The sequence below is a fragment of the Myxococcus sp. RHSTA-1-4 genome, from assembly GCF_020037125.1.
Classification (GTDB): Bacteria; Myxococcota; Myxococcia; order Myxococcales; family Myxococcaceae; genus Myxococcus.
This window is the reverse complement of the sequence record NZ_JAIQDG010000050.1, coordinates 1-17,046: the sequence shown is the minus strand read 5'-3', so window position 1 is coordinate 17,046 and position 17,046 is coordinate 1. Positions and strand designations below refer to the sequence as shown.

The 17,046-nt window shown below is 70.2% G+C and carries 16 protein-coding genes, 1 tRNA gene and 1 pseudogene; 12 read left to right on the top strand and 6 right to left on the bottom strand.

The features are described from left to right. Nucleotides 1-41: 41 nt before the first annotated feature. The 4 genes from rnk to K8638_RS40875 all read left to right on the top strand — a co-directional run bounded on the left by rnk (nt 42) and on the right by K8638_RS40875 (nt 2,819). Nucleotides 42-461, top strand: a complete 420-nt coding sequence (rnk, locus tag K8638_RS40890) for a nucleoside diphosphate kinase regulator (RefSeq protein WP_223760194.1) — start codon at nt 42-44, stop codon at nt 459-461. Nucleotides 462-672: 211 nt separating this feature from the next. Beyond that, on the top strand, nt 673-1,554 hold the full coding sequence (locus K8638_RS40885) for a DMT family transporter (protein ID WP_223760193.1): 882 nt from the start codon (nt 673-675) through the stop codon (nt 1,552-1,554). Nucleotides 1,555-1,659: 105 nt separating this feature from the next. Then, nucleotides 1,660-2,208, top strand: a complete 549-nt coding sequence (locus tag K8638_RS40880) for a hypothetical protein (RefSeq protein WP_223760192.1) — start codon at nt 1,660-1,662, stop codon at nt 2,206-2,208. Then, nucleotides 2,205-2,819, top strand: coding sequence for a tRNA-uridine aminocarboxypropyltransferase (locus K8638_RS40875; RefSeq protein ID WP_223760191.1), 615 nt, complete (start codon nt 2,205-2,207; stop codon nt 2,817-2,819). Before K8638_RS40880 ends, K8638_RS40875 begins: the two co-directional genes overlap by 4 nt. Nucleotides 2,820-2,835: 16 nt before the next feature. Here K8638_RS40875 and K8638_RS40870 read toward each other — a convergent pair whose 3' ends face one another. Together K8638_RS40870 and K8638_RS40865 are read right to left on the bottom strand one after the other, a co-directional pair. Further along, the gene (locus K8638_RS40870) at nt 2,836-4,278 is read right to left on the bottom strand and encodes a protein-disulfide reductase DsbD (RefSeq protein ID WP_223760190.1); all 1,443 of its coding nucleotides are present in this window, start codon (nt 4,276-4,278) and stop codon (nt 2,836-2,838) included. Nucleotides 4,279-4,338: 60 nt separating this feature from the next. After that, nucleotides 4,339-5,994 carry an SPFH domain-containing protein gene (locus K8638_RS40865; protein ID WP_223760189.1) on the bottom strand — a complete coding sequence of 552 codons (1,656 nt, stop codon included), beginning with the start codon at nt 5,992-5,994 and terminating at the stop codon, nt 4,339-4,341. A gap of 376 nt (nt 5,995-6,370) precedes the next feature. Between K8638_RS40865 and K8638_RS40860 the strand changes: the two genes are divergently transcribed. The 7 genes from K8638_RS40860 (at nt 6,371) to K8638_RS40830 (ending at nt 11,748) form a co-directional block, all read left to right on the top strand. Further along, nucleotides 6,371-7,732 carry an IscS subfamily cysteine desulfurase gene (locus K8638_RS40860; RefSeq protein WP_223760235.1) on the top strand — a complete coding sequence of 454 codons (1,362 nt, stop codon included), beginning with the start codon at nt 6,371-6,373 and terminating at the stop codon, nt 7,730-7,732. A gap of 98 nt (nt 7,733-7,830) precedes the next feature. Beyond that, complete coding sequence (gene iscU / locus K8638_RS40855) at nt 7,831-8,232, top strand: Fe-S cluster assembly scaffold IscU (protein WP_223760188.1); 402 nt, start codon at nt 7,831-7,833, stop codon at nt 8,230-8,232. Between the two features lie 61 nt (nt 8,233-8,293). Further along, nucleotides 8,294-8,698, top strand: a complete 405-nt coding sequence (locus tag K8638_RS40850) for an iron-sulfur cluster assembly accessory protein (protein WP_223760187.1) — start codon at nt 8,294-8,296, stop codon at nt 8,696-8,698. Nucleotides 8,699-8,787: 89 nt separating this feature from the next. Further along, nucleotides 8,788-9,345, top strand: a complete 558-nt coding sequence (gene hscB, locus K8638_RS40845) for a Fe-S protein assembly co-chaperone HscB (protein WP_223760186.1) — start codon at nt 8,788-8,790, stop codon at nt 9,343-9,345. Then, on the top strand, nt 9,342-11,186 hold the full coding sequence (gene hscA, locus K8638_RS40840) for a Fe-S protein assembly chaperone HscA (protein WP_223760185.1): 1,845 nt from the start codon (nt 9,342-9,344) through the stop codon (nt 11,184-11,186). Before hscB ends, hscA begins: the two co-directional genes overlap by 4 nt. Nucleotide 11,187: 1 nt before the next feature. Beyond that, the gene (locus tag K8638_RS40835; RefSeq protein WP_223760184.1) at nt 11,188-11,565 is read left to right on the top strand and encodes a 2Fe-2S iron-sulfur cluster-binding protein; all 378 of its coding nucleotides are present in this window, start codon (nt 11,188-11,190) and stop codon (nt 11,563-11,565) included. Between the two features lie 99 nt (nt 11,566-11,664). Continuing rightward, nucleotides 11,665-11,748: transfer RNA gene (locus tag K8638_RS40830), tRNA-Leu, on the top strand. 49 nt (nt 11,749-11,797) lie between these two features. Here K8638_RS40830 and K8638_RS40825 read toward each other — a convergent pair. Further along, nucleotides 11,798-12,883 (bottom strand): lysylphosphatidylglycerol synthase transmembrane domain-containing protein, encoded by a 1,086-nt coding sequence (locus K8638_RS40825; protein WP_223760183.1) that lies wholly within the window; start codon nt 12,881-12,883, stop codon nt 11,798-11,800. Next, nucleotides 12,880-14,364, bottom strand: a complete 1,485-nt coding sequence (locus tag K8638_RS40820) for an alkaline phosphatase family protein (protein WP_370644240.1) — start codon at nt 14,362-14,364, stop codon at nt 12,880-12,882. The genes K8638_RS40825 and K8638_RS40820 overlap by 4 nt, the downstream gene beginning before the upstream one ends. A gap of 257 nt (nt 14,365-14,621) precedes the next feature. On the opposite strand from K8638_RS40820, the gene K8638_RS40815 reads away from it, so the two are divergent. Next, nucleotides 14,622-15,797: a BamA/TamA family outer membrane protein gene (locus K8638_RS40815; RefSeq protein ID WP_223760182.1), complete on the top strand. Its 1,176-nt coding sequence runs from the start codon at nt 14,622-14,624 to the stop codon at nt 15,795-15,797. Nucleotides 15,798-15,825: 28 nt separating this feature from the next. On the opposite strand, the gene K8638_RS40810 is transcribed toward K8638_RS40815, so the two are convergent. Together K8638_RS40810 and K8638_RS40805 are read right to left on the bottom strand one after the other, a co-directional pair. Next, nucleotides 15,826-16,428: a pentapeptide repeat-containing protein gene (locus K8638_RS40810; protein WP_223760181.1), complete on the bottom strand. Its 603-nt coding sequence runs from the start codon at nt 16,426-16,428 to the stop codon at nt 15,826-15,828. Between the two features lie 22 nt (nt 16,429-16,450). After that, nucleotides 16,451-17,046: pseudogene (locus K8638_RS40805) on the bottom strand (hypothetical protein); the annotation flags it as partial.

The following is a 17,046-nucleotide window of genomic DNA, read 5'->3' as shown; positions in this document are numbered from 1 at the left end:
GCGCCCCTCCATCCGCCCGTGTCTTCCTTGGAGAATTCCAGATGAAACAGCAGCCACGAATCATCATCGCCAGAGATGACCTCGACCGCCTCCAGCGCGTCATCGAGAAGTACGACGACGAGCGTGCCGCCACCCTGGCGGACATGCTCGACAGGGAGCTGGGCCGTGCCGAAATCGTTCCCCGCGACCAGCTCCCGGGGGACGTGGTGGCGATGAACAGCACCGTGCTGTTCCAGGACGAGGAGACCGGGGCGCGCCGGGAGCTGATGCTCTGCTATCCGGAGGACGCGCGCGGTGTCGAAGGCCGCCTCTCGATTCTCTCCCCGATTGGCAGCGCCCTGCTCGGGCTCTCCATCGGTCAGACCATCGAGTGGCCGGTCCATGGAGGGCGGCGCCGCCTGACCGTCCTCGCGGTGTCAGCTCCGCCGCGAGACACAGCCGCCGGACCGCGCGTGGCATGACCCGGCGCCCCTCCATCAGGGGGGCCTCGCGCGACACGTGTGCGGTGCCACTGCGGCGGTCAGTGGCGGACCGGTTGAGCAGGATGTTTCACGGCCGCCAGCTCGCCGGGCTCCATGCGGCCCGCAACCGCCGTCGCCGCCCGTGACATCTGGTGTACGCTGCGCACCCGCCGGAGCCTTGGGGTGCGCCGGTATCACGAGGTGTCACGCAGTGCGGTACTTCGCCATGGTCGCGGCCGGGGCCACCCTCTGGGGGTGCTGGTCCCTCTTCCTCCGGCCCGCGGGGTTGTCGGGGGCGCAGAACGCGCTGCTGGCGCTCACGGCCATGTCGCTGCCCGCGCCCTTCCTGCTGCGGCGCGAGGCGCTGCGGAACAAGCGCGCCACCGCGGCGCTCGTCGTCGTGGGCCTGGCGGACGCGGCCAACGTGGCCCTCTTCTTCGCTGCGATGCGAAACGGCCCCGTCTCGGTGGCGGTGCTGACGCACTACCTCGCCCCGCTGCTGCTGGCGCTGGCGGCGCCGTGGGTCCTCGGCGAGCAGCCCTCGACGAGGGCCCTGGTGGGCGTGCCCATCACCCTGGCCGGACTGGCCATGCTCATCCTCCAGCCCGGCACGGCCTTCTCCGGGCTCACGGCGGCGCTGGGCGCGGGAAGCGCCCTCTTCTACGCGGCCATCGTCCTGGGCGCCAAGGAGGCGGCGCGCGCGTACTCCCCGCTCGCCGTCACCTCGCTGCACGCCCCCATCTCCGTGGCGGTGCTGCTGCTCTACTTCGGAGCGGAGGCACTTCCACCGGCGATGCTGGACGCGGCCACACTCCGAGTCCTCGTGGGCGGCGCGGTGTGCGGCCTCACGGGAAACATCCTCTTCAACGCGGGACTGCGGCGCGTGCCCACGGCGGCGGCCGGGGCCCTCACCTACCTGGAACCCCTTACGGCCTCCGTGGTGGGATGGGCCTTCTTCGCGGAGTCACTGACGCCCCTGGGCGTCGCGGGCGGCATGCTGGTGCTGGCGGCGGGAGCCTGGGTGGCCGCCGAGCGCCGGGCACCCTCGCGGGCACTCCTGGAGGCGGCGCCGGCGCCGTCCGGCACGCCCTGAACCGTCATTCCAAATCCCCCCTTGCATGCGCGGGGACACCTTTGGTCCTCTTGGGGCCCACACCCCGCACGACACCTCTTCAGTTCCTGGCGACGCCGTATGCCTATGGAAACCGCAGCCGACAGCCGTGAGTACCGCGTCGTCTTCTTCTGCCCCGCGTCGAGCGCCCGGCTCGAGCGGCTGGAGGCGCCCGTGCGGCGGCTGCTCTCTCGCATCCAGGCGCCGCCCGCGGAGCTGGCCCCCTTGCAGGAGGCCGGGCCGCTCACCGAGGCGGGCTGGCAGGTGTTCCTCGTCCGCTCCCTGACCGAGCGCTCCGCCGCGCAGGCCATGGCCGCCTACGTCAGCGAGGCCACCTGCGCGCTGGCCGCCGAGCTGGATGCCGAGGTGCTGGGCCTCTACGTGGACGTGTCGGGCGACTCGGCCCGCATCTGCCGCTGTGGCCCGGAGGACGGGCCGGAGACCTTCGCCGGCCGCCGGCAGGCCGCGCTCAACCGCACGGCCGAGTGGCTGGAGGTGGCGCCCACCAGCCTGTCCGCCCTCTTCCACCTCGACCCGCCGGACGCCGACTACGAGCCGGACGCGGACGACCGCTTCGTCGAGGAGAAGCTGCGGGAGGCGCGCAGCTACATGGAGCGCTACCGTCAGGGGAAATGAGGTCGCGAACTCCGGAGGACCTCGCTGGCCGTTGCCCGCGCTGCTTCCTGCCCACGTCCCTGTGTCTGTGCGCCGACGTGCCGTGTGTCCCCACGCGCACGGAGCTGCTCGTCATCCGCCACCACAAGGAGACGCTGAAGTCCACCAACACCGCCCGCATGGCGGCGCTCGCCCTGCCCCGCTGCACCATCGTCTCCTACGGGTCGCCAGGACGGCCCTTCGACCCGTCCGTGCTGGAGGCGCCGGACACGTGGCTGCTCTTCCCGGACGCGCAGCAGACGCCCGCGCCGGACGCGCCACCTCCGGCGCGGCTCATCGTCCTGGACGGGAGCTGGGGCCAGGCGCGCCGCATGGTGCAGCGGCTCCCCGCGCTGCGGCGCCTGCCGGGCCTGAAGCTGCCACCGCCCGCGCCCGACACACGCCGCCTGCGCCGGCCGCCCCACCCGGACGGAATGTCCACGCTGGAAGCCATCGCCGGCGCGCTGGCACACCTGGAGGGCGAGCCCGTGGCCCGGCCCCTCTACGAGCTGCACGAGCGGATGATTGACCGGGTGATGATGAGCCGCGGCCGGCTCGCCATGCCCGGCTGTGACGAGGACGGCGGGGACTGACGGCCCCGCCCCCGGCTCAGCAGGTGCTACCGGCGGAGCAGCGCGCCTTCTTCATCTCCTCGGCGAACGGGCTGGGCTCCAGGAAGCCGGTGACACGCGGCTTCGTGAGCACCTCTCCCTTCGGCGACACGAAGGCCACGGTAGGGAGGCCCTCCACGCCGAAGCGCTCCAGCAGCGCGTCCAGCGCGTCCTCGCTGTTCGTCGCGTCAATCTTGATGTTGAGGAACTGCCCCTCCGCCGCCGTGGAGATGACCTCCGGGGCGGGGTACGTCTCGCGGTCCAGCTCCTTGCAGGCCGCGCACCAGTCCGCGAAGAAGTCGATGAGCACCGGGCGCCCCTCGGCCTTCGCCTGCGCGAGCACCTTGTCGAACTCCTCCGGGGAGAACGTGGCCTGCTTCGCGGGCATGACATGGTGCCACTGCCAGGCGGGCGCGCGCGGCGGCTCGGCCAGCCCCATGCGCACCCACAGCGCGCCCACCGGCCCCGCGTCCAGCGCGCCGCCGCGCAGCACCAGCGCCACCACCACCAGCGCCACGCCCAGCGCCTTCATCGAGAAGTCCCGCGCGCCGTCCTTGAACGAGCGGTGCACCGCGCCCGCCAGCACGCCCGCCATCACCAGCGCCGCGGCGATGGCCGCCCCCGGCCACTGCCCCACCTGCGCGCCCAGCCCCTTCACCGCGTCACGCGCCCAGGGCAGCGCGTCCTTCAGGTAGTTGAAGGCCAGCGCCACCAGCATGATGCCGAGCACGCTCTTCACCCACTCCATCCACACGCCGCCACGCGGCAGCCGCACGGTGAAGACGCCGATGAGGAAGAACGGCACGCCGATGCCCAGCGCGTAGATGAACAGCAGCGTCGCGCCCAGGGTGGTGTTGGCCGTCTTCGCCACGAAGGCCAGCAGCCCCGTCAGCACCGGGCCCGTGCACGGCGCCGCGAGGAAACCGGACACACTGCCCATCAGCAGCGCGCCCACCACGCCCGTGCCGCCCACCGACGTCAGCTTCGTCTGCAGGCCATACGGCAGCGCCAGCTCGAACGCCCCGAACATGGACGTGGCCAGCAGCAGCAGGAACACCGCCAGTCCCGCCACCACCGCCGGATGCCCCAGCAGCGCGCCGAAGGCCTGCCCCGTCTTCGCCGCGAGGATGCCCAGCGCGCTGAACACCACCCCCATGCCCACGATGTAGGCCGAGGTGAGGAGCAACGCGCGCCCCCGCCCCTCCGCCTTCCGGGCCCCGAAGACGGAGACCGTTATCGGGATGAGCGGGTAGACGCAGGGCGTCAGGGCGGTGAGCAGCCCACCGGCGAACACCACCGCGGCGCCTACCGCGAGGCTGCCCGACTCCAGGAACCGGGCCGCGTCCAGGCCGGCATTGGGCCCGGTGGGCAACAGCCACGGCACCACCGCCACCGCCACACCGGCCAGCACGGCCACCAGACCCAGCTTCTTCGCATCCATGCGCGCTCTGCTCCGTATGCCCCAGGGCTGCCCTTCTATACGCAGACCCGGGGCAACGGGCTACTGCGCAGGAGCACCAGGCGGGGAAGCAGGCACCTTCAAGCCCGCGGAGCGCGCCAGGCCCATGACGCCCTCCACAGCGGCGGCGATGTAGCCAAATGGGTTCGCTCCATCCACCGCCGTGACGTGCACCTCGCCCATCTTCTGCTGGAAGGCGGCGGCCACCTGGGGGAGTTGCTGCGCCAGCGTCATCTGGATGACCTCCGGGCTGACGGTGTTCTCGATGTCGCGCAGCACCTTCGCCTTGTTCAGTTCCAGCTCCTGGAGCGCGCGGTCCTTGCGCGCGCGCAGCTCGGCGATGACCACCTCCGTCTCGACGATGGACCTGCGGGCCTGCACCACCTGGAGCTCCGCGTACAGCCGCTCCGCCTCCTGCTGGTGCTCGGCGAGCATCGCCTCGTGCCGCGCCATGGCCTGCTCCTGCTCGCGGCGAAGGCGCTCCAGCGCCATCCGCCCCTTCTCCGCCTCCGCCTCCTGCTCGGCCCTCAGCTTCGCGAGCTCCACCTCCTGCTCGCGCTGCAGCTTCTCCATCTCCACCTGCGCGCGGCTGGTGGACAGCGCCCGCTCGGAGACAATCTTCGCCTGGGCCAGGCGCGACTCGGCGGCCAGCGCCTCCAGCTTCGCCTGCTCGTCGGACACCTGCTTCTTCTGGCGGACCTCCTGCTCCGCGGCCAGCCGGGTGAGAGCGACCTCGCGCTCCACCGTGACGTGCTCCTGCTTCAGCGTGCGCTCCTGGGCGAGCTTCGCCTCGGCGACGCGCGCCTCCACCGCCAGCGCCTCCAGCCGGGCCTGCTCGTCCGAGACCTGCTTCTTCTGGCGCACCTCTTCTTCCGCGGCCAGCCGCTGCAGGCTGAGCTGCCGCTCGGCCTCCGTCTCCTCGCGGTGGACGAAGCGCTCCTTGGCCAGCTCCGCCTCGCGCGCCTGCCGCTCCGACTCGCGGCGGAAGCGCGCCTGCATGTTCTCGAAGACGGTGGAGGACAGGACGCGCACGTCCTGGATTTCAATCGTGTCGAGGATGACGCCCCAGCCGGCGTCCGTCTCGTCCTCCAGCTTGCCCCGGCCCGCCACCACCGGCGCGATTTCGCGCATCAGCTCCGCGGCGATGCCCTCCTTGCGCTTGGAGAGGCACTCCTCCACGGACATGTTCGCCACCAGGCGCCGCGCCGCGCCCACGAACATCTCCCGCAGAAGCTCCGCCAGCTTCTCCTGCGCGCGCTCCGGGAAGGAGAAGTTGAGCATGCGGAACGCCACCAGCGGGTCCGCGATGCGGTACACCGCGAGGCCCGTCACCTGCACGCCCACCTTCTCGCTCGTCACCTGGTCCGCGCTGAACTGCAGCCGCTGGATGCTGGTGGGCACAATCGCCACCGAGTCCCCCGGCAGCTTGAAGCAGCTGGCGCCCTGGCCGCTGACCTCGCGCACCCGGCCGCGCCGCATGTGCACCAGGAACTCGCTGGGCCGCGCGGTGATGAGGCCCCAGCGCTTCATCTTCTCCGGGTCCTCCACCGGCTTGCCCGCGCGCCAGCCCTCAAGGTGACGGGGCTGCCCGCCCCCGCCGCCCCCGCCGTCCACCCGGACGAGCTGCACCCGGGACACGCCCTCACCGGACTCGGGGGACTCCTTCACTCTGGCCGCCTGCTTCGTGTTCGCGCTCATGCCTGCCTCCTTGCGTGAGGCAGCCTGTGCAGGCGGCCGGCCAGGGCATGGCCCGCCGGGAAATCAGGACCTTGGGCGAGGGGGCCGCGCCATTCCGGACCACCCCGCTCCAGGACGGCGCACCCGGAGTGATCCACGGCGGCGCGGCGTTGACTCCGGCGGCGCGATTCCGGAGCGGCTCCAGCCCCCTTCTGGTGCACCTTCCGGGTCTCCTGCCCTCCTTATGTTCGCTTGACCCGAGGGCACGCCCTTTTATATTTGACCAGTCCGGTCCACATTCAGGTACGCCGGTGTAGGCCTCCGCGGCGCGCCAGTTCAAGGTGCCGGGGCGCGGGGGCGGTTCGGGCCCCCATCAGGAAGGTACTGGAAGCACATGGTGAAGCTGCCGATCTACATGGACAACCACGCCACCACGCCGCTGGACCCGCGGGTGCTGGAAGTCATGCTGCCCTACCTGCGCGAGGACTTCGGCAACGCGGCCAGCCGCAACCACGTCTTCGGCTGGAAGGCCGAGGCGGCGGTGAAGAAGGCCCGCCAGCAGGTGGCCGAGCTCATCGGCGCGTCCGAGCAGGAAATCGTCTTCACCTCCGGCGCCACCGAGTCCGACAACCTGGCCATCAAGGGCGTCATCGAGTTCTACAAGTCCAAGGGTGACCACATCATCACCCTGAAGACGGAGCACAAGGCCGTCCTGGACACCTGCAAGCGCCTGGAGCGCATCCGCCAGGAGCGCCTGGACGAGCTGAAGGCGCTGCGCCTGTCCGAGCTTTCGGGGCAGGACGTCACCGAGGACAACCTGGCCGAGCTGGCGGCGAAGTACGACGTGGAGAACGACGCCGTCTACCAGAAGTGGGCGGAGCGCCCCACGGGCGGCGCGCGCGTCACCTACCTGGACGTGGAGAAGGACGGGCGGGTGAGCCTGGAGAAGCTGGCCGCGGCGATGACGCCGAAGACGGTGCTGGTCTCCATCATGTTCGTCAACAACGAGATTGGCACCGTGCAGCCCGTCGCGGAGATTGGCGCGCTGTGCCGTGAGAAGGGCGTGCTCTTCCACTGCGACGCGGTGCAGGGCATCGGCAAGGTGCCCTTCGACGTGGAGGCCATGAAGGTGGACCTCGCGTCCATCACCGCGCACAAGATGTATGGCCCCAAGGGCATCGGCGCGCTGTACGTGCGCCGCAAGCCGCGCGTGCGCATCGCCCCCATCATCGACGGCGGCGGCCACGAGCGCGGCATGCGCTCCGGCACGCTGAACGTGGCGGCCATCGTCGGCTTCGGCGCGGCGGCGGAGCTGGCCCGCAAGGAGCTGGCCGAGGAGTCCGCCCGCATCCTCCGCCTGCGCGAGAAGCTCCGGAAGGGGCTCACGGACGCGCTGGACATGACCATCATCAACGGCTCGCTGGAGCACCGGCTGCCGGGCAACCTCAACATCTCCTTCGCCCACGCCGAGGGTGAGTCCCTGATGATGGGCATCAAGGACGTGGCGGTGTCCTCCGGCTCGGCCTGCACGTCCGCCTCGCTGGAGCCGTCCTACGTGCTCCGGGCGCTGGGCGTGGACGAGGAGCTGGCGCACAGCTCCATCCGCTTCGGCCTGGGCCGCTTCACCACCGAGGAAGAGGTGGACTACGTGGTGGAGCTGGTCGTGGACAAGGTCCGCAAGCTGCGTGAGATGAGCCCGCTCTACGAGATGGCCAAGGAAGGCATCGACCTCAAGAGCATCGAGTGGACGGCGCATTAGCGCGTCTTTCCCGGCATACAGCGGAGCGCATGGCCCCCCGGCCGGGGGGCATTGCCCTCCGGAACCTTTGGTGAGAAGCAGCCGTTGAAGGAGTCGGTATGGCTTACAGCGACAAGGTCATCGACCACTACGAGAACCCCCGCAACGTCGGGACGCTGGACAAGGAAGACCCGAACGTGGGCACCGGCCTGGTGGGCGCGCCCGCCTGCGGCGACGTGATGCGGCTGCAGCTCAAGATTTCCGACGACGGCCTCATCGAGGACGCGCGGTTCAAGACGTTCGGCTGCGGCTCGGCGATTGCCTCCTCGTCGCTCGTCACCGAGTGGGTGAAGGGCAAGACGGTGGACCAGGCGATGACCATCTCCAACAAGGACGTGGCCCGCGAGCTGTCGCTGCCGCCGGTGAAGATTCACTGCTCCGTGCTGGCCGAGGACGCCATCAAGGCGGCCATCGAGGACTTCAAGAAGAAGCGCGCCGCGCGCCAGGCCAAGGCGTCCTGACGCGTGCCGGGAACGCTCCCCCTCCTTATCTTCGGGGGAGGGACCCATGGGAGACGGAACGATGAGCGAGCAGGCGACCCAGCAGACGACGCAGCAGAGCCAGGTGCCTGCCACCGCGCCCGCGGCGAAGCCCGCCCCCAAGGGCATCGTCATCGCGGATAGCGCGGTGCGCCGGCTGAAGGAGCTGCTGGAGCAGCGCCAGACGCCCGAGGCCGGCCTGCGGCTGGCGGTGAAGGGCGGCGGGTGCTCCGGCCTCCAGTACTCCATGGAGTGGGCGGAGAAGGCCCGCGAGCGCGACAAGATTTTCGAGAAGGACGGCGTCCGCGTCTTCGTGGACCCGAAGAGCTACCTGTACCTCATCGGCACGGAGCTGGTGTTCGAGCAGACGCTGATGGCCTCGGGGTTCAAGCTGAACAACCCCAACGTGAAGGCCGCCTGCGGCTGCGGCGAGAGCTTCGCCGTCTGACCCGCGCTCCCCTTCCCCGGGGGAGCCACCGTCACCGGGCCCGGCCAGCCGCCGGGCCCTTTTCGTTTGTCACCCCTGGAGAGCCCCCTGTGAGGACCCACTTCGACGTCTTCGGGCTGCCGCGCGCCTATGACGTGGACGTGCCGGCGCTGGAGAAGCAGTACCGCGAGCTGTCGCTGCAGCTGCACCCGGACCGGGTGGCGCAGGCCGACGCGCGCGAGCGGCTGAAGGCGCTGGAGGGCACCACCGCCCTCAACGAGGCCTTCAAGACGCTGAAGGACCCGGTGCGCCGCGCCTTCTACCTCCTCAAACTGCACGGCATCGACCTGGACCGCGAGGACGCGGGCGCGCAGAAGGACATGCCCCTGGAGTTCCTGGAGGAGGTCATGGAGCTGCGCGAGGCCCTGGACACCGCCATGGAGAAGAAGGACCTGCCGCGCGCCCGGGCCATGGCCACCGACGTGGAGGCCCGGCGCAAGGCGGCGCTCGGAGAGGCGGCGGGCGCCCTCCGCGCCCTGGAGGGTGGCGGGCCGGGGGCGGACGGGCAGGCCCTGGTGAAAAAGGCATCGCACGCGCTGGGGCGGGTGCGCTACTTCACGCGCTTCCTCGAGCAGGTGGACGCGTTCGAGGAGGAGAGTCTGTCGTGAGCAAGAACGGCTACCTGCAGATCCACGACCCGCTGAAGCCCAGGGGGCAGGCGGTGGGCATCGACCTGGGCACCACCAACTCGCTGGTGGCGTCGGTGGTCCACGGCAAGCCCCGCTGCGTCCCCGTGGACGAGGGGGACTCACTGCTGCTGCCCTCCGTGGTGCACTACGCGAAGGACGGCGGCGTGGTGGTGGGCGCGCGGGCCCGGCGCCTGGCCCCCGAGCACCCCACCGACACCATCAGCTCCGTGAAGCGCTTCATGGGCCGCAGCCCGGACGACGCGGAGACGCGCAAGCTGGGGCACTACCGCTTCGTCCCCGGCTCCAAGGTGGTCCGCTTCGACGTGGCCGGCGGCACCCCGGTGAACCCCATCGAGGTGTCCGGTGAAATCCTGCGCGCCCTCAAGCGCCGCGCGGAAGCGCACTTCTCCACCAAGGTGGAGCAGGCCGTCATCACCGTGCCCGCCTACTTCGACGACGCCCAGCGCCAGGCCACCAAGGACGCGGGCCGGCTGGCCGGGCTGGAGGTGCTGCGGCTGCTCAACGAGCCCACCGCCGCGGCGCTGGCCTACGGCCTGGACAAGGGCAGCCAGGGCACCTTCGCCGTCTATGATTTGGGCGGCGGCACCTTCGACGTGTCCATCCTCAAGCTGGTGGACGGCGTCTTCGAGGTGAAGTCCACCGGCGGCGACTCCGCGCTGGGCGGCGACGACTTCGACCGGGCCATCGCGCAGCACGTGCTCCAGGCGATGGGCGCTTCGGAGCCCTCCCCCGCCCTCGTCGCCGAGGTGCTGGCCGCCTCGCGCAAGGCGAAGGAGGCCCTCACGGACGCGCCCGAGGTGGAGCTGTCCGCGGGCGGCCACACGCAGGTGGTGAAGCGCGCGGACTTCGACGCCTGGATTCAGCCGCTCGTGCAGAAGACGGGTGTGGTGTGCCGGCGGGCGCTGAAGGACGCGGGCGTGGCGGCCGGGGAGCTGGACGGCGTGATTCTCGTGGGCGGGGCGACGCGGGTGCCGGCGGTGCGGCGGTACGTGGCGGAGCTGTTCGGCCGCGAGCCGCTGGGCGACATCGACCCGGACCAGGTGGTGGCCCTGGGCGCGGCGGTGCAGGCGGACCTGCTCACCAACGCGGACCGGCAGGACGAGGTGCTGCTGCTGGACGTGATTCCGCTGTCGCTCGGCCTGGAGACGATGGGCGGCATCGTGGAGAAGCTGATTCAGCGCAACTCCACCATCCCCACCGCGGCGGCGCAGGTCTTCACCACCTTCAAGGACGGGCAGACGGGCCTGGACGTGCACGTGGTGCAGGGCGAGCGCGAGCTGGTGGAGGACAACCGCAGCCTGGCGCGCTTCACCCTCTCCGGCATACCGGCGCTGGCGGCGGGCATGGCGCGGGTGGAGGTGCGCTTCCAGGTGGACGCGGACGGCATCCTCTCCGTCAGCGCGAAGGAGCAGAGCACCGGCGCCACGCAGTCCATCACCGTCAAGCCAAGCCATGGCCTCTCCGACGAGGAAATCGAGCAGATGCTGCTCGACTCCATCGACCACGCGGAGGAGGACATCCAGGCGCGGCAGGTGCGCGAGCAGCGCGTGGACGCCGAGCGCGTCCTGGCCGAGGCCGAGCGCCAGCTCCGTGAGCACGGCTCACTCCTCCAGGACGGGGAGCGCGCCGCCATCGACGCGGCCATGGCCCGGGTGCGCGAGCTGTCCGCGGGCAATGACCACCTGAAGCTGAAGGAGGCCGTGCACGCGCTGGACGAGACGTCGCGCCCCTTCATCGAGCGGGTGATGAACCAGGCCATCACCCAGGTGGTGGGCGGCCACTCCGTGGAGGAGTTCTGACGTGCCGAAGGTGACCTTCAAGAGCCCCCTGGCCGAGGTCAGCGCGGACGTGCCGGCGGGAACCACCCTGCTGGACGCGGCCGAGCAGTGCGGCGCCCAGGTGGGGCATAGCTGCGGTGGCGTCTGTGCCTGCTCCACCTGCCATGTCTGGGTGCGCAAGGGCCTCGACTCCCTGAGCGAGCAGACGGACGCGGAGGCCGACCGCCTGGACATGGGGTTCGACGTCCGCCCGTACTCCCGGTTGAGCTGCCAGACGGAGCTGGGCGGCGAGGACATCCTGGTCGAAATCACCGAGGAGTCCCTCACCGCCTTCATGGACGAGAACCCCGTCATCCGCCGCGCGCTGGAGGCGGAAGGGAAATGGCCGCTGAAGAAGTAGGGTTGTTACGTTGTGCTTGACGGGGCGGGGCGGTGCCTCTATACGTCTCGCCCATCGCAGCACGGCGCAAGCCGCAGCACCGCAGCAGCAGCACCACCTGCCCAGGTGGTGGAATTGGTAGACACACTAGATTCAGGGTCTAGCGCCTGCAAGGGCATGGAGGTTCGAGTCCTCTCCTGGGCATGAAGTCGCGAAGGGGTCCCGGTTGAAAAACCGGGACCCCTTTTGCGTTTCAGGGCGGTGCGGGCTCCACGGCCTCGTGGGCCACATGGTGCGCGGCCTCTCGCGCCAGGCTGCCGCCCTTGCGCAGGTCCCGGATTCGAATCTTCCGCTGGTGCACGGAGATGGCGCCCACGGACACCTGGCTGATGACGGTGCCCAGGTGGGTGAGCGTGGCGAAGGCCGCCGCGTCCTCCGGCGTGGCCCCCAGGCTACGGGCCGCCCAGCTGGTGACGAAGTAGAACAGCCCCATGCCCGCCGGCACGCCCGGGAGCGACTGCCCCAGGGAGATGGCCCCCAGGACGACGGCGCCGGCGAACAGTCCTCCCTGGATGCCGATGCCGCGCAGCGCCAGCCCGTAGCTGAGCGCGGACGCGAGGACGGGGCCCACGGAGAAGACGAACACCCTCGCCATGCCGGTGAAGGAGCGGGCGGTGCCCAGGCCATCACTGACGTGATGGAGGAAGCTCTCCGTGCGGGGCAGCTTGTGCCGCCGGTGCAGCGCATGCGCGAGCGGGGCGGACCAGTGGGCCAGCAGCACCACGAGCGCCACCAGCCCGATGCACAGGGAGACGGCCACCTTCAACTCGCCCTCGAAGCGGGCCAGCGTCCGGCCGAAGGGGCCCAGCAGGGACGCGGAGACCAGCAGCATCAGCGCCGCGAACTCCATCAGCTTGCACACCCCCACCGAGCCCAGGCAGCGCAGGAAGGGGATGCGCTGGGTGCGCGACAGGAGGAACGAGCGCATGACGTCGCCCAGCTTCCCCGGCAGCGCGTTGTGGACGAAGGCGCCGATGGCCACCAGGTGGTAGCGCTCCTTCAGCGGCACCGGCCGGCGCAGGGTGGCCTGCCACTGCACCGCGCGCAGGGGGATGATGGAGGCCTGCAGGAGGAGGAAGGGCACCAGCCACACGAGGTGGCCGGGCAAATCACGTACGAACTCGTCCAGCGGGAAGCGCGGCTCGAGCAGCGGCCCCGGCCCACGCGGGTGCCACCGGAAGAAGGCCGTGGACAGCAGGACGACGGAGAGCACCAGGCCCACCACCGCCAGCAGGACCTTGAGGACTGTCCGTCCGCCCTGCCCGTACCCGCCGCTCATAGCACCAGCCGCAGGGGCGGCGCGGGGTCGAGGTACGCCTCCGCGAGCCGCTCGTGGAGCTGCGCGCAGTGGCCCAGGCCGGACAGGTCCACCGGCGCATCGGCCGGCCAGCACACCAGGCTGTTGGCCTCCGTGCGCGTCAGCCCGCCGTGCGAGCCGAACTCCCAGGCGAAGCCCACGGTGCCGCCGCGCCGCACCGCCTCGCCGAAGAGCACCACGTCACCCGCCGTCGTCATCGACGGCAGCACGCGGAGGAAGTCCGCCACGGCGCGCTTGCTGAACTCCGTGGAGAGTGGCGCCCGGTCCAGCTCATCCGGGCCGTAGACGCCGCCCTTCACCAGCGCCACCGCCGAGTGGCCGCGCCGCACCGCCACGATGCCAACCTCCGGGCTCCGCGTGACTCGCGCGAGCACGTCCGGGTGCCGCGCCAGCAGCTCGCGGGCCTCCAGCGGCTGGCGCTCGCCGGAGAGGTACACGTGCGCGAAGTTGCCGCACTCCATCACCACCGGCGTGAAGGGCGCGCGCGGGGGGGTGTCCGGCTCGGGCCGGGGGCGGCCATCGCAGAGGCCCCGCACCACGTCTTCGGACAGCGGTTCGTGGTCTTCATTCTCCAGGAGCCACTGCTCCAGGCGCCGGCCCTGGCGCTGCTCCAGGGGCAGGCTGTCCACGTGCCCATGGTCGGAGAGGATGACGACGTCGTAGGGCCGCGCCACGGTGCGTGCCACCGCGTAGAGCTCTGACAGATACGCGTCCACGCGGTGCAGCTCGTCCAGGGCCAGCTCCGAGCGCGGCCCGCGGCGGTGGGCCACCTCGTCGTAGTTGCCGTAGACGAGGTAGATGGCGGGCACGCCGCGCACCATGTCCACCAGGGCCTTGGTGTGCGCGAAGCTCCAGCCCAACCGCTGGAGGAGGACGCGGCTGACGAGGAAGGTCTGCTCATGGCGCCAGTCGCGCAGGGAGCGCGCCCAGTGGCGCACCTCGCGCGCCGCGTGCCACGTGTCCATGCCCAGCGAGCGCAGATACGCGAAGGTGCTCCGCGTGCGCGCCGCGGACAGGCCCATCATCTCGTAGGAGAACGAGCGCGCCATCAGCTTGAAGCTGGCGAGCGTGCTCATGCTCAGCGCATTGCTCGCGCCCGCACGGAACAGGGAGAAGTACCCGTGCCCGCCACCGTCGAGCAGGCTGGTGCGGCCCGCGCCGCGCAGGCGCTGGTCGATGTCCAGCGCGTCCACGGGAGTGCTCATCTGCACCTTGCGCCCCAGCTCCCGGTCGTACCAGGAATACGCCGGCAGGTTGGAGTGCCGCATCCCGTACAGCAGCCCCGCCTGGAAGTAAGGCGTGGACGTGGGCGCGCCCCAGAACGCGTCTTCCAGGTGAAAGGTGCCAGAGCGGACGAGGCTTGCCAGAAACGGCATCTTCCCGCTGACAATCGCCTCGTCCAGGAGGGTCTTGGGGACACCATCCAGGTGGACGATGGCCACGTTCCTGGGACGGCGTTGCGGTGCGGGCGGAACCTTTGAGCCGATGCGGCGGACGAGGCCAAGGGCCCACAGGTGCATTGCTGGGGTGATAACGCTGCTCACGTTGACGCCTCCCCTCCCCCGCGAGCCAAAATGAGCATTCGGGGGGCTGGTCGCCTTCGCCAGGAGCCCGACTTCCTGGTGGGTAGGCGGGCAGCCCGGGCCGCTCAGCAGTTCGGGAGTTTTTGTTCCTCTGAAGCGTCAGAGCGGGCCCCCTCATGTTCATTCCCTCTGTCCTGCTGCTCGCCAGCCTGAGTGCCGCCCCGGTGGTTCCGCCACCGAAGCCCGCTCCCGGCCTTGCACCCGCGAAGAAGGACGCGGGAGTCGACGCGATTGCGCTGCCGTTGGTGAGCTTCAGCTCGGACCACGGGTTCGGTTACGGCGGCGTGGGCGGCATGTACCTGTACGCGCCGGGGAAGGCGCCGTACGCGCACGCCATCGGCGCGCAGGTGTTCTTCAGCAGCCGCGGCGTCCAGAACCACTACATCCGCTATGACGGCCCGCAGTTGATTGGACAGCTGCGGCTGGAGGGGCGGCTGGAGTACCGGCGGGAGATGCGCAGCCCCTTCTTCGGCGCGGGCAACAAGTCCGCCCCGGACTTCCGCGGGGACGAGAGCGACCCGCGCTACAGCTTCGACAAGGGCGCGCCGGGCTTCTGGGTGCGCCTGCGGGGGCGGCCCTTCGGACTGACGCATCCGCTCCAGTCGTACGTGGGCTACGGCTGGCGGCACACGAGCGTGGACACGTACGAGACGTCCATGCTGGAGAAGGAGAAGCCGCTCGGCATGGAGGGTGGTTCCACGGGGCAGCTCCTGGCGGGCGTGCTGTGGGACACGCGTGACGACGAGTCGGACCCGACGGAGGGCGGCGTGGAGGAGCTGGCGCTGCGGGTGTCGGGCAGCGCGACGGGCAGCCGGTATCACTACGCGGGGATTACGCTCAGCGAGCGGCGCTACCTCCGGCTGTCCTCGCGGCTGACGCTGGCGCACCGGCTGACGCTGGACATGCTCTTCGGCGACGTGCCCTTCTACGAGTGGAGCAACACGGGCGGCGTCAACGTGTCCGAGGGCATCGGCGGGATGAGCAGCGTGCGCGGCATCGAGCGCAACCGCTTCCTGGGGAACATCAAGGCGTTCAGCAACACGGAGCTGCGGTTCCAGGCGACACAGCTCCAGGTGTTCGGGCAGAGCATGAAGCTGGGCGCGGTGGTGTTCATGGACTTCGGGCGCGTGTGGCACCCGGGCGTGCCGGACGGCAAGTGGTACGAGTGGCACCCGGGCATCGGCGGCGGCCTGCGTCTGTCCCGGCGTGCCGCGGTGGTGCGCATGGACTACGCGCGCTCCACCGAGTCCGGGCGGCGGCGCTTCTACCTGACGTTCGGACACATGTTCTGAGCCCGGTGGGCCCGCGGGCTCGGCCTGGCTACAGCTTCACGCCGTCCAAGGTGTCCAGGACGGCGCGAATCTCGGCTTCGGTGGTGCCGAATTCCCTAGCGAGCCTCGGCGCGGAGAACGTCACGGCCGCCGTGGACGGTGGGGTCTTCGAGAGGACGCGCACGATGACTCCGAGCTGCCCCGGCCACTGGAGGGCGGCCAGTTCGCCAATCCGCTGCACGGGGTCGCAGATGGTGAAGCAAGGCCACGCCGGGAACCGAAGAGTGCTGACGTCACAGCCGACGAATCGACACCCATCCAGATGCGCGCCCGTGAAGTCGCAGTCCTCGATGCTGCCGAGTTCGGGGTGCTCCGCGTAGGGCCAGCGGCCGAAGTCATTACCGCTCATCGTACCCGTGAAGCGGCAGCCCTTGAGGATGACGCCTTCCCAGCGAAAGTTCGTGAGTTCTCGTTTGACGTCTATGGTGCAGTCGATGAGCCGTGTCCTCGTAATCACCAACGACCGTGTGGGGACCTTGATGATGAGATGGCACCCTCTCAGGGTCAGGTTGTGCCCCAGGTAGCAGAACTCCGTCTTGCTGTTCAGCTCAATCCGCTCGCCTTCAATCTCTCTGTCGCTGAACTGAATCATGATGTTCCTGCACTTGATGGGCTCAGAAGGTGATCATCCGGAAGAGGAAACCGGCCATGCGCTGGCCGTGCAGGGCGAGGTTCGAGTCTGTTCCTGAAAGGATCTCGTAGTAGCAGCCTGTCCTTGGATCAACGGCATCGACGCCAACCTTGCTCCAGCGGAGCTGCGGAAATTCCGCGTTCAGTCGGCTCTCCACGAAGCGCCCCCGGGCCTCGCGCTCAAGCAGACGCGCCAACCAGTAATCACCGCGAGCAGCAGCCGTCTCAATGGCACTCTGCTCGTTGAATGAGAGTTCCCGGGCGCTCCAGCGCTGAGCCGTACGTATGGCTGCCGCCTGAAGTTGTACGCCAACGGGGTCGGTCGCCGGAATGTCCTTCAGCGACTTGTTCGCAGGCACATGCCAGCGCTGGCCTTCAATGACGACCTGCCGATTTCCTCCCTGGTGCTGGATGACGGTGGTTGCCGCGCGCGCCCCGGCGGGTGCCGCGCTCGCCCGACTCCCAGGACTCTTCATCAGCACGGAGAAGGTGCCTTCCGAAGAGGCCGCCACCGTCTCCACCTCGGCCACCGCCGCGAGCCGGAGGCCGCCCTGCGCCTCCGCCTGCACCGCCGCCTGGG

Excerpts from the sequence above, each read along its gene's own strand:
- rnk (WP_223760194.1), top strand. The coding sequence starts at position 42 with ATGAAACAGCAGCCACGAATCATCATCGCCAGAGATGACCTCGACCGC.
- K8638_RS40880 (WP_223760192.1), top strand. The coding sequence starts at position 1,660 with ATGGAAACCGCAGCCGACAGCCGTGAGTACCGCGTCGTCTTCTTCTGC.
- K8638_RS40875 (WP_223760191.1), top strand. The coding sequence starts at position 2,205 with ATGAGGTCGCGAACTCCGGAGGACCTCGCTGGCCGTTGCCCGCGCTGC.
- K8638_RS40870 (WP_223760190.1), bottom strand. The coding sequence starts at position 4,278 with ATGGATGCGAAGAAGCTGGGTCTGGTGGCCGTGCTGGCCGGTGTGGCG.
- K8638_RS40865 (WP_223760189.1), bottom strand. The coding sequence starts at position 5,994 with ATGAGCGCGAACACGAAGCAGGCGGCCAGAGTGAAGGAGTCCCCCGAG.
- iscU (WP_223760188.1), top strand. The coding sequence starts at position 7,831 with ATGGCTTACAGCGACAAGGTCATCGACCACTACGAGAACCCCCGCAAC.
- K8638_RS40850 (WP_223760187.1), top strand. The coding sequence starts at position 8,294 with ATGAGCGAGCAGGCGACCCAGCAGACGACGCAGCAGAGCCAGGTGCCT.
- K8638_RS40825 (WP_223760183.1), bottom strand. The coding sequence starts at position 12,883 with ATGAGCGGCGGGTACGGGCAGGGCGGACGGACAGTCCTCAAGGTCCTG.
- K8638_RS40815 (WP_223760182.1), top strand. The coding sequence starts at position 14,622 with ATGTTCATTCCCTCTGTCCTGCTGCTCGCCAGCCTGAGTGCCGCCCCG.
- K8638_RS40810 (WP_223760181.1), bottom strand. The coding sequence starts at position 16,428 with ATGATTCAGTTCAGCGACAGAGAGATTGAAGGCGAGCGGATTGAGCTG.